General features: G+C 70.9%; 8 protein-coding genes. 6 read left to right on the forward strand and 2 right to left on the reverse strand.

Annotated features, from left to right (window positions below):
• Positions 1-38: 38 nt before the first annotated feature.
• Positions 39-1,127, reverse strand: coding sequence for a penicillin-insensitive murein endopeptidase (locus DB32_RS26175; RefSeq protein WP_053235368.1), 1,089 nt, complete (start codon positions 1,125-1,127; stop codon positions 39-41).
• A 103-nt stretch (positions 1,128-1,230) separates the two neighbouring features.
• Here DB32_RS26175 and DB32_RS26180 point away from each other — a divergent pair, with 103 nt between their 5' ends.
• Genes DB32_RS26180 through DB32_RS26190 form a run of 3 tightly spaced genes read left to right on the forward strand, consistent with a single transcriptional unit; the run spans position 1,231 to position 4,598 of the window.
• On the forward strand, positions 1,231-2,613 hold the full coding sequence (locus DB32_RS26180) for a ferredoxin--NADP reductase (protein ID WP_083457780.1): 1,383 nt from the start codon (positions 1,231-1,233) through the stop codon (positions 2,611-2,613).
• Positions 2,613-3,359 carry a MerR family transcriptional regulator gene (locus DB32_RS26185; RefSeq protein ID WP_053235370.1) on the forward strand — a complete coding sequence of 249 codons (747 nt, stop codon included), beginning with the start codon at positions 2,613-2,615 and terminating at the stop codon, positions 3,357-3,359. Before DB32_RS26180 ends, DB32_RS26185 begins: the two co-directional genes overlap by 1 nt.
• A gap of 18 nt (positions 3,360-3,377) precedes the next feature.
• On the forward strand, positions 3,378-4,598 hold the full coding sequence (locus DB32_RS26190) for a ferritin-like domain-containing protein (RefSeq protein ID WP_053235371.1): 1,221 nt from the start codon (positions 3,378-3,380) through the stop codon (positions 4,596-4,598).
• 79 nt (positions 4,599-4,677) lie between these two features.
• On the opposite strand, the gene DB32_RS26195 is transcribed toward DB32_RS26190, so the two are convergent.
• Positions 4,678-5,277 (reverse strand): hypothetical protein, encoded by a 600-nt coding sequence (locus DB32_RS26195; RefSeq protein ID WP_157069396.1) that lies wholly within the window; start codon positions 5,275-5,277, stop codon positions 4,678-4,680.
• A 155-nt stretch (positions 5,278-5,432) separates the two neighbouring features.
• Here DB32_RS26195 and DB32_RS26200 point away from each other — a divergent pair, with 155 nt between their 5' ends.
• The 3 genes from DB32_RS26200 to DB32_RS26210 all read left to right on the forward strand — a co-directional run bounded on the left by DB32_RS26200 (position 5,433) and on the right by DB32_RS26210 (position 11,965).
• Complete coding sequence (locus tag DB32_RS26200; protein WP_053235373.1) at positions 5,433-6,656, forward strand: serine/threonine-protein kinase; 1,224 nt, start codon at positions 5,433-5,435, stop codon at positions 6,654-6,656.
• Between the two features lie 270 nt (positions 6,657-6,926).
• On the forward strand, positions 6,927-9,581 hold the full coding sequence (locus DB32_RS26205; RefSeq protein ID WP_053235374.1) for an MXAN_6577-like cysteine-rich protein: 2,655 nt from the start codon (positions 6,927-6,929) through the stop codon (positions 9,579-9,581).
• Positions 9,582-9,586: 5 nt separating this feature from the next.
• A complete protein-coding gene (locus tag DB32_RS26210) occupies positions 9,587-11,965 on the forward strand; it encodes an MXAN_6577-like cysteine-rich protein (protein ID WP_083457783.1) in 2,379 nt (792 codons plus the stop codon).
• Positions 11,966-12,022: the final 57 nt, after the last annotated feature.

Consider the following 12,022-nt stretch of genomic DNA (forward strand, 5'->3'; position numbering starts at 1 on the left):
CCGTCCGGGACCCGCGGGACGAGCACTCCGGCAGGCGCTCAACGACAGAAGGGGCGACCGGGATGGGGCTGCACCGACCACGTCGCGCGCTCGTCGAGGAACGCGCGGACGCGTCGGTGCATCTCGCCGGCTCGCGTCGCGGCCTCGCGCTGCGAGGTGGTGCGACCGCGATCTTCACGGGTGCGCGCGCGCGCTCGAGCACGCACGGGATCGACCTGCGCCTCGCGCAGCTGCTGGCGGCGCCAGGGGTACATCGGGCCTCCGTCCTCGCAGCCGTTCTGCAGATCCTCGGTGCTGCAGAAGAAGCGGATGTGGAGGTGATCGTCGTGCGGATGGCTCGGCTGGCACGTGAGGTCCGCGAAGCGATCGCGCACCGCGCGCGGCGCACGCGCGCGCTCTGCGTGCTCGAGCAGCATCGTGCGGACGTGCTCCGCGACGAACACGCGCTGCACCAGCGCGCCCTGCCCGTCGAGGTCGTCCTGCACGAGCGCCTGCACGAAGCGCCACGTGCGCGGCACGTCGAGCCGCACGCGCACGTCGTCGCGAGGATCTGCGAGATCCGCGAAGTCCCACCCGCGACCGCGCGGGTCGACGGGGATGCCCTTCGCGGCGAACGGCGCGCCGTCGGCGTCGAGGTAGTAGAAGAGCACGTCGACGTCGCGGCCCGCCTGGTGCGATCCGTGGTGCGGGATCGGACCGCCGTTCGGCAGACCGATGTCGTTGATGACGAGATCGGCGCCCGGGATCTCCGCGTGCACCACGGCGGCGGCGCGGACGAGCGCGCGCACGAGCTCGACGGTGCCGTAGATCGCGTCGGGGTTCGGGCGCAGCGGGTTGCTGCGCAGGCCGGGCGCGGTGCTCGGCAGCGCGATCGCGCCCTCGACGCGGCCGCTCGACGGGCCGCCGATCGACGTGCTCTGCGACGGCGACGCGCTGAGCGGATCGGTCGGCCGCGGCGCGGTCGTGACGCTCGACGCGCTCGACGTGCGCGGGGTCGCGCTCGACGCGTCGGCGAGCTGAGCGTCGCTGCGTCCGGCGCCCGCGACGATCAAGACGAGCGAGAGGCTGGTCGCCGTGGCGACCGCCGCGATCGAACTGCCGCGCGGCGTGCTGCTCACGTTGTTCATCGTGCGGGAAAATGGGCGCGCGGTCGAACACGCGCAGTCTCCGTACAGTGTCGCGTGTAAAGTGCCACTTGACACTCGACGGCGGTCGAGACACTGTCGGACCATGCAGCACGGCAAGCGGCCATTGCGCTCGGTCGACGGCATCGACGTCGCGGCGAGCGTCCTCGCGCGCCTCGCGCCGCGTGCGCTGCGGCCCGCGATTGATCAGCTGCGCCTCGACGCGCGATCGATCGCCGACGGGTTCCGCGGCGTGCGCGAGCCGACGTTCTCGAGCCATGCGCGCCCCGGCTTCGTGCCGACGCCGCTCGCCGAGATCGACCCGGTGCTCGAGCTGCTGCCGACGCGCGCGCTCAAGCGGAGCTACTCGACGCTGCGGCGCGACGTCGAGATGATTGGGCGCGACTTCCGCGGCGATCGTGTTCCGCCGACGATCACGCGTCCCCGCCGCACCATGACCGCGACGACCACGCCTTCGCTCGCGCCGCGACGCGTGAAGGTGACGAAGCTGATCCGCGAGACGCGCGACGCGATCACGATCCGCCTCGAGGCGCTCGATGGTGCGCCGCTCACGTTCGAGGCCGGGCAGTTCCTCACGCTGCACGTGCCGATCGACGGCGCGGTGGTGCGCCGCGCGTACTCGCTCTCGAGCGCGCCCGCCGATGGGTTCGCCGCGGTGACGTGCAAGCGCATCGAGGGCGGTCGCGTGTCGACGCACCTCCACGAGCGGCTGCGCGAGGGCGACGTGCTCGAGGTGCTCGGTCCCTCGGGCACGTTCGTGCCGAGCGCGCGGATGCGCCGTCTCGTGCTGATCGCGGGCGGGAGCGGGATCACGCCGTGCTGGTCGATCGCGCGCGCGGTGCTCGCGCGTGATCCCGACGCGCACGTCACGCTGATCTACGGCAACCGCAGCGAGGCCGACGTGATCTTCGGGCGCGAGATCGACGCGCTCGCGAGCGAGCGCTTCCGCGTGGTGCACGTGCTCGCCGACCCGAGCGACGCGCACCGCGGGCCGCGCGGCATGCTCGATCGCGCGACGTTCGAGCGCATCGCGAGCGAGCTCGACATCGACGACGCGGAGCACTTCGTGTGCGGGCCCGCGCCGATGATGGACGCGGTGCGCGAGGTGCTGCTCGCGCGCGGCGTGCCGCGCACGCGCATCCACGAGGAGCGCTTCCAGTCGCCCGCCGAGCGTCGTGCGTCGCCGATCGCGTCGCCGCAGCTCGTGACGGTGCGCCGTCGGGGTCGCGACGTCGCGATCACGGTGCCGCCCGATCGCACCGTGCTCGAGGCCGCGACGGAGCGCGGCGTCGCCCTTCCCTTCTCGTGCGCGATCGGCGGCTGCGCCGCGTGCAAGTGCAAGGTCGTCGAGGGCGAGATCCGGATGGACGAGCCCCACTGTCTCTCGGACGCCGAGCGCGCCGAGGGTTGGGTCCTCACGTGCGTCGGGCATCCTACGCGTCCCACGACGATCGAGGTGCCGACGTGATGGACGAGGGAATCGAGCTGATCCGAGAGCCCGACGCGCAGCGATGGACGCTGCGCATGAAGGACCTCTGCGACCTCACCGGTCTGCCGCGCCAGGCGATCCACTTCTACATCCAGCAGGGTCTCTTGCCCGCGGGGCACAAGACCGGGCGCAACATGGCGTTCTACGGCGACGAGCACGTCGAGCGCCTCAAGCTGATCAAGAAGCTGCAGCACGAGCGCTTCCTCCCGCTCAAGGCGATCAAGGCGCTGCTCGACGATCAGGACGCGGCGTTCAGCGCGGCGCAGCGCGGTTTCCTCGTCGGCGTGAAGCAGCGGCTCGACACGCTCGGTCGCGAGAGCGAGGGCGAGAAGAGCGCGGTCGACGCCGACGAGGTGATCGCGCGGCTCGGCGTCCCGCGCAGCGATCTCGATCGCATGATCGAGATCGGCGTGCTCGGCGCGCGCATCGAGGACGGCCGCACGTGGATCGCCGAGGGCGACGTGTGGATCCTCCAGGGCTGGGCCGAGATCCTGCGCCTCGGGTTCGTGAGCGAGCTCGGCATCGGCGTGGAGGAGCTCGCGCTGATCCAGGAGGTCGTGCAGGACCTCTTCAACCGCGAGACGTTGCTCCTCGCGAGCCGCATCGATCGGCTCCCGCCCGAGCGCGCCGCGCAGATGATCGAGAAGGCACTGCCTCTCGTGCACACGTTCCTCACGGGCTTCCACACCGCGAAGATCCGCGACTTCTTCGCGTCGCTCGGTTGATCAACGAAGGAGATCGTCATGATCGATGCACGCGTGCTCGGGCTCCTGCCGGCCAAGGTGAAGAACCAGCTCGAGGCGTACGCCGACGCCGCCTCGACGCTCTTCGAGGTCCACGATCCGCGCGTGCTCGGCGCGATCGGTCCGTCGGCGATCCGCGGGACGATCCTGAAGCGCGGCAAACAGGGCGTGCCCACCGAGATCCCGGCGACGCATCGGGCGTACTTCGACTGGACCTATCCGGCCGACTTCCCCGACATGCAGGAGCTCTACAAGCGCGCGAAGCGCGGCCAGTGGAACGGCGACGATCTGCCGTGGCACACGGACGTCGATCCCGAGAACGACGAGGTCGCGCTGCTGCCCGACGACATCATCAACTGGAAGAAGGTCGAAGAGCTCGGCATCCGGCTCACCGTCGCGGAGCAGCGCAACCTGCGACACAGCGTGTGCGCGTGGATGCTCTCGCAGTTCCTGCACGGCGAGCAGGGCGCGCTCTTCGCCGCGGCGCAGGTGACCGAGGCCGTGCAGTTCTTCGACGGCAAGTACTACGGCGCGACGCAGGTGATGGACGAAGGGCGCCACGTCGAGGTCTTCCATCGCTACCTCGATACGAAGCTGAACAAGCTCTATCAGGTGAACGACAACCTCTTCGTCATCATCGACGCGCTGATGCACGACGGCCGCTGGGACATGAAGTTCCTCGGCATGCAGATCATGATCGAGGGCGTCGCGCTCGGCGCGTTCTCGCTGCTCTATCGCGAGACGAAGGAGCCGCTCCTCAAGGAGCTGCTGAAGAACGTCATCCAGGACGAAGCGCGCCACGTGCACTACGGCGTGCTCGCGCTGCGCGAGCACATCGTGACCGAGCTGAGCGAGAGCGAGCGGCGCGAGCGCGAGGACTGGGCGTTCGAGGTCGCGCTGCTGATGCGCAATCGCTTCCTCGCGTACGAGGTCTACGAAGAGCACTTCGAGGGCGTGATCACGCGCGCGCAGTGGCGCGAGATCGTGGCGACCTCGCCCGGGATGGAGCGCTTCCGGCACCTGATGTTCGGGCGCATGGTGCCGAACCTGCGCGAGATCGGGCTGCTCTCGGAGCGCATCCGCCCGCACTACGCGCGTGTCGGTCTCGAGAAGTACTTCGGCGGACTCGCGGCGGACAAGCTGACGGGCGAGCAGATGATCCGCGAGCTCGACGACGGCGCGGCGAAGGACGAGCGGAAGCTGGTGATCGCGGCGGCGTGACGGCGAGCTCGCACCGGTGTGAGCCGCAGCTCGCACCGGTGTGAGTCGCGACTCGCACCGGTGTGAGTCGGAGCCGCGATCAGAGCCCGGCGCAGCCGGTGAGCTCGAGCTCGGCGACCGCGGCCGCGACGTCGTCGTCGGTGACGTCGCGCGTCACGCCGGGATTGCCCGCGGCGGGCACGTCGGCGCAGCGGATCTCGGCGGTGACCGCGCCCTCGGCCGTGATGTCGATGCGCTGGATCTGACAGGGGCGATCCGCGCTCGGCGGGTTCGAGCTGCACGCGCCCTCGAGATCGAAGTCGTCGGGCTCGTCGATCTCGAGGCGGCAGCTCGAGCCGATGATGCGATCACCGTCGGCCGCGATCGTCGCGCCGCGCACGCGCATCGCGGCGCCGTCCGGCGTGGCGATCGTCACGTCGAAGCGGCGGTTGCCGTCGGGCATCGCGGTCACGTCGCACTCGACCGCGTGCGCGGCCTCGGCGTCGTCGTGATCGACGACCCGCGCGGGCGCGTCGTCGGTGCAGCCGGTCGCGCCACCGCAGCGAACGCGCCACGCGATGCGCGCGTGCGCTGTGACCGTGACGACACCGGCGTCGTCCTCGGGAACGACCGAGTCGTCGTCCCCGCCACACGCGAAGAGCAGCGAGGACACGAGGAGCACGAGCACGCGTCGCGACATGGCCGCGACCATCGCGCAGAAGCGCTCGTTTGGGAAGCTCGCGCGCAGCGTGCGTGCTTGCGCTGGAACGCTGCGTCATGGCACATGGACACGCGCTCTCGATGCAGTCCGTGCCTCCTTCGCCGTCTCCCGCGCGCGCCCCCGTCGCTCCAGCGATGCCCGTCCTGCCGCGTCGCTTCGGGCGCTACCAGCTCTTCGATCGCATCGGCAAGGGCGGCATGGCGGAGATCTACCTCGCGCGCGCGGCGAGCGAGCTCGGCGCCGAGCGGCTCGTCGTGGTGAAGCAGATCCACGAGGCGCTCTCGCGCGACGAGTCGTTCGCGCGGATGTTCATCGAGGAGGCGAAGCTCTGCGCGGGGCTGCGCCACGCGAACGTCGTGCAGGTGCTCGAGCTCGGCCGCGAGGACGGGCTGCTCTACATGGCGATGGAGTACGTGGAGGGCTTCGACCTCCACCAGCTGCTCGCGCGGTGCAGCCGCGCGAAGGTGGCGCTGCCCGCGGAGTTCGCGCTCTTCATCGTGCGCGAGGTGCTCGCCGCGCTCGACTTCGCGCATCGCGCGACGGATGCGAGCGGTCGCGCGCTCGGCATCGTGCATCGCGACGTGTCGCCGTCGAACGTGCTGATGTCGCTCGAGGGCGAGGTGAAGCTCTGCGACTTCGGCATCGCGCGCGCGGCGGGCGCGCAGGAAGAGCGCAGCGGCGACGCGAAGGTCGTCGGCAAGAGCGCGTACATGTCGCCCGAGCACGCGCGTGGTGAGGCGCTCGATGCGCGCGCGGACGTGTTCGCGGCGGGCATCTTGCTGTGGGAGCTCTGCGCGGGGCGAAGGCTCTATCGCGGGAGCGAAGAGGAGATGCTCGAGCTCGCGCGGCGCGGCGAGATCCCGGCGCTGCCGGAGCGCGGGCTGCCGCAGCCCGAGAAGCTGCAGGCGATCCTCGATCGCGCGCTCGCGAGGGATCGCGACGCGCGGTACGCGACGGCGGCGCAGATGCGCGCGGAGCTCGACGAGTACGCGCACGGCGCGCGCTTGTTCGCGTCGCAGATCCGGTTCGGCGCGTTCCTCAGTGATCACTTCGGCGAGGAGTTCGTGAAGGAGCGACGCGCGCGCGAGCGCGCGGCGCGGGCGCTGGAGCTGGGCCCGCCGGTGCGCCTCGAGCCGATCGCGATGCCCGCTGCGGTGCAGGGGTTCGCGGAGATCGACACGGATCGCAACATCCGTCGTGACGAGGACACCGTGCCGGAGGCGAGAGCGCTGCCGGCACCCGAGAGCGAGCCGATGAAGACCGCGACCACGAAGCCGCGTCGATCGCGCGCGCTCGTCATCGGCGCGATCACGATGACGCTCGTGCTCGCGGTGCTCGTCGCGCTGATGTCGCGCTGATCCGAGCGCGCGAGTCGGTCGCGTCTCTGCGCCGAGCGTGGTCGTTGCGCGCCGCCCGCCGCCACGGCGCGCCGATGTGCGCCCGCGCGCGACTTCGCGATGTCATCCGACGTGCGCGAAGAGCGCAGATCTCGGCGAAATCTCACGCCTTGGCCGCGTGCTCCACGTTCCGTCACGGCGGCTCATTTTTTTTGAGCCGTCCAGTATACGGGGCGCCACTGCTGAACCCGGTGGGCACCTCTTTCGTGCCTCCGCGGACGGATCAGCAGAATGAACGCACGCTCCATCGTTCCGACTCTCGCGCTCGCAGCGCTCGTGCTCGCTGGCTGCGGCGACGACGACTCGTCAGCCACGCCCGACGCAGGCGCCCGCGACGATGCGAGCGCCCCGACGCAGGACTCCGGACCGCCCGGCTGTGCCCCCGGCACGTCGATGTGCGGCGACATCTGCGCGGACACCGACAGCTCGCGCGCACACTGCGGCGAGTGCGGCAACGCGTGCGCGGCGGGCGAGGCATGCCTCGAAGGCTCGTGCGCGATCGTGTGCCCCGGGTCGCAGAGCGCGTGCGACGGCGTCTGCGCGGATCTCGACAGCGACCGCCGTCACTGCGGCGAGTGCGGCGCGACCTGCGACGCGGGTGAGCTCTGCGTCGACGGCGCGTGCGCGGTGTCGTGCCCGTCGGGCCAGACGCTCTGCGGCACGACGTGCGTCGACACGCAGTCGGAGCCCTCGCACTGCGGGGAGTGCGGAAACGCGTGCGACGCGGGCGAGGTGTGCAGCGAGGGCACGTGCGCGGCGACGTGCTCGAGCGGCCTCACCGAGTGCGACGACGCGTGCGTCGACACCAACGACGACCCGTCGAACTGCGGGGCGTGCGGCAACGAGTGCGCGACCGAAGCGGACGGCGCGGGCGGCGCGTGCATCGCGGGGAGCTGCCGGACGCTGTGCGAGCCGGGATACGGCGATTGCGACGCCGATCTCACGAGCGCGACCGGCAACGGCTGCGAGACCGCGGTGTCGACCGACGTGACGAACTGCGGCGCGTGCGGGAACGCGTGCGATCTCGCGAACGCGACCGCCGGCTGCGACGCGGGCGGCTGCGTGATCGCGACCTGCGACGAGGGCTTCCTCGACTGCGACACGTCGCCCACCAACGGCTGCGAGGTGAGCCTCGCGGACGACGCGGCGAACTGCGGCGCGTGCGGCAACGCGTGCGCGGCGGGTGAGGTGTGCGGCGCCGGCGCGTGCGTGGTGCCGGCGGGCGAGGACTGCGGCAACCCCATCGCGCTGACCCCCGGGCGTCACGTGCTGACGTGGACGGCCGCGGACGCCGACTACATCACGAGCACGCCGGCCTGCGGCGCGGGCTACGCGCCGGCCGGGCCCGACGTCGTCTTCAGCTACACGAACACGAGCGCCGCGCAGGAGTGGATCTCCACGTTCTTCGAGAAGCCGGAAGGGGCACGCTGGCATGCGCTCGTCACGACGGGCGCGGCCTGCGGCACGCTCGACGGAGCGCTCTGCACGAGTGACTTCTACTCGCCGTTCCTCGGTGGCGGCGCGCTGCTGGCGCCGGGGCAGACGGCACACCTCTATCTGATCGACTCGGTGAGCGGCGGGGCGCCGCTCTCGCGCCCGCTCACGGTCGACTTCGACGCGACGGCGTGTGACGCGACGCCCTCGATGACGCGCCTCATTCCGGCGAACGGTGGGACGACGCCGATCCGCGCCGCGACGTTCACCGCGCAGTTCTCGGCGCCGGCCGTGCCGGGCGGCACCGTGACCATCACCGGCAACATGGGCACTGCGCTCTCGTACCCGGTGGGCACCGAGGCCACTGCTCCCGCCCGTCTCGACGAGGCGACGCGAACGATCCTCACGATCGACCCCGGGATCTCGTTCCCGCCCGGCGAGCAGCTCACGATCAGCTGGACCGGCCTCAACCTCAGGACCTGCAGCCCCACCACGAGCGTCCCCGCGCCGACGCCGACGTGGCAGGTCACGGTGCGCACGCCGCCCTGTACGCCCGGGATGGCCGGGATGATCGGGGACACCGTCGCGATCCACTCGGTGGGCGGGTCGTACGCCGCAGAGCAGTACGTCGCCGCGGACAGCGACCCCAACGGCTACGTGTACGTCGGCGGGACGGCCGCCTTGTGGCGCTTCCCCAAGGCGGGCGGCGCCGGCACGAACCTCGTCGGCAGCTCGCCGATCACGAGCGATCACCTCGGCTACGCGATGCTGATCGACGGTCAGAACATCTTCACCGTCGAGAGCGACTCGGCTCCCATCCCGACGGGCCACCTCTACCGCGTCTCCACCGACGGCGGTGCGACCTGGAGCGTCGAGGAGTACATGGAGTTCTCCGTCGCGCCAAACGACGACTTCCGCGGCGTGACGATCTCGGGCGACCGGATCTACCTCGTCACGCACGAAGACTCGACCGCGACGGGGCCCTACCCGGCGCAGCCGACGCAGATCTGGTCGGTGCCCCGCGTCGCGACGACTCTGCCGGTCGAGCCCGTGCTCGAGCTCGAGGTCGCGGAGGGCGACTGCACGAGCGTCGTGCGAGACGCGAGCTTCTACTACCTCGTCTGTGACGGCGCGGGCGCGATCATTCGTTATGCGCACGACGGCACCGGTCGTCGGACCATGCCCAATCGCTGGCACGTCGAGACGAACGCGACGGTCAACGCCCTCCACGGGAGCGACACCGACGCCGACGGCGTGTTCGACGTTCTCTACTACCGCGCCGCCGCGGAGCAGATCGACTACGTCTGCAACCCCGCGACGTCGCCGTACGTCGATCATCTCGTGCGCTTCAGCACCGTGACGGCCAGCGCCTACGGGCTCGGGCTCGATCCGGTCGGCGGGGTCCTCTGGTCGTACGACGACGACACCTACGAAATCGTGTCGGTGCAGTGACCCCCATGAACGAGAACGGAAGCGAAGCCATGCTTGCAAGAACGCTCTGGATCGGTCTGGCACTGACGCTCGTCCTCGTGGGCTGCGGAGGCGACGACGACGGCACGGACCCCGGTGTCGACGCCTCGACGCCGCTCGTCGACGCGGGTCCGCTCGAGTGCGCCGACGGCACGACGCGCTGCGGAACGGAGTGCGTCAGCACGAGCGAATCGCGGCGGAACTGCGGCGCGTGCGGCAATGCGTGCGCCGCGGGCGAGGCCTGCGTCGACGGCGAGTGCGGCGTGCTCTGTCCTTCGAGCCAGACCGAGTGCGGCGGCACGTGCGCCGACCTCGCGACGGATCGCTCGAACTGCGGTGAGTGCGGCAACGCGTGCGGCGCGGGTCAGGTCTGCGCCGACGGCGAGTGCGCGGTGTCGTGCCCCGAGGGGCAGGTCGTCTGCGGAGGCGTCTGCGCCGACCTCCAGAGCAGCCACGCGAACTGCGGTGAGTGCGGCAACGCGTGCGCGCCCGGCGCGGTGTGCAACGCGGGCCACTGCGAGATCACCTGCGGTGGCTCGCTCGCCGCGTGCGACGGCGCGTGCGTCTCGCTCGCGACCTCGCCCGACCACTGCGGCGCGTGCGGCAACGCCTGCCCGGCGGTCGCGGGCGGAACGCCGTTCTGCTCGAACGGCAGCTGCCGATTCGAGTGCAGCGCGCTCCAGGGCGATTGCAACGGCATCGCCACGGACGGTTGCGAGACGCCGCTCGCGACCGACGTCGAGAACTGCGGCGGGTGCGGCATCGGCTGCGAGCTCGCGGACGCGGTGGCGGGCTGCAGCGCAGGCGAGTGCGTGCTCGCGAGCTGCGACGCCGGCTTCGACGACTGCGACGGCGCGCCGGAGAACGGCTGCGAGGCGGAGCTCGCGACCGACGCCCTGAACTGCGGCGCGTGCGGCACCGTCTGCGGTGTGGATCAGGCCTGCGTTCGCTCGACCTGCATCGCGGCCGGGGGCGGCGGCGCGGGCGCGGGCGACAGGTGCGAGAGCGCGATCCCGCTCACGGTCGGGACGAACACGATCACCTGGGAGGCGGCGACGAACGACTACCTCCGCGAGCGAGCGTCGTGCAGCACCAGCGCCGGCCTCAACGGACCGGACATCGTCCTGTCGTACACGGCGCCGGCCAACCAGGCGCTCACGTTCACGTTCCACAAGGCGAACTCCGCGAGCTCCGCGACGAGCTACGCGCCGCTCCTCGTCTCGCTCGTGACGACGTGTGGTGATCCCGACAGCGAGATCGCCTGCCTGTACGCGAGCACCTTGAGCGCTGCGATGCAGCCGACCGACCAGGTCGTCGTCCCTGCCGGTACGACCGTCTACGTCCACGTGATCGACTCCGGCACGGCCAGCGATCTCCCGCCGCTGCCGAACCCGCTCACCGTCGACGTCACCGCGACGCAGGTCGCGTGCGCGCCCGGCATCGGGGGCGTCGTGGGCAACACGCAGACCGACGTCATCACGAACATCGGCACGGTGACCGCCGACTACCTGGCGGTCGACGACGAGTACTTCTACGTGGGCGACAGCTCGGCCTTCTTCCGCGCCCCGCGTGCGGGCGGATCGCATCAGGACATCGAGGCGGCCGCAGGGCTGACCAGCTCTCACCTCGGGGCCGCGATGGCGATCCACGGCGACGACATCTACATGGTCGAGGCGACCACCTCGAGCACCGTCGGCAGTCGCGGTCGCCTCTTCCGCATCTCGCGAGACGGTGGCGTGACCTGGCGCATCGAGGACTACGCGGACTTCTTCCCGATCCCGGCCGACGACTTCAGGTCGGCCTACGTCTACGGCGACAAGCTGTACCTCCTGACGGAAGAGGACAGCACCGGCGTGTCCACCGAGATCTGGTCGGTCGATCTCGGCGTCACGCTCGACGACACCACTCGTTTCGTCGCCGCCGTCCAAGAGCGTGTCCTCTCGCCGAGCAGCACCCCCGGCATGGGCGACTGCAACGGGCTCACCCGCGACGCGACGTACTTCTACCTCGCATGCGTCGACACGACGTCCACGGACACCCTCTTCCGCGTTCCGGTCGCGGGGGGAGCGCCCGAGGTGATGTTCGCGTCGCCTGCGTTCGACATCAATTCCTCGGTGTCGAGCACGCTGCGCGGCGGCGACACCGACGCCGACGGCACCTTCGACGTCCTCTACCTGGTCGGCGCCGCGAGCAGCGGCGACTTCACCGATACCGTGCAGTTCGTCTGCGAGCCCGCGGGTCCCTCCCCGACGCTCTCCACGCTGGCGAACGTCACCGGAATGACGGGCGGTCTCGCGATCGACCCGGCCACCGGCGCGCTCGTGACGTTCGACGACTCGGCTGACGAATTCGTCGTGATCCAGTGATCCTCGGCGCTCACGCCGCGACTCGCTCGCAGAGCAGTCGCGGCGCACGCGTCGCAA

This window comes from Sandaracinus amylolyticus (assembly GCF_000737325.1).
Lineage (GTDB): Bacteria > Myxococcota_A > Polyangia > Polyangiales > Sandaracinaceae > Sandaracinus > Sandaracinus amylolyticus.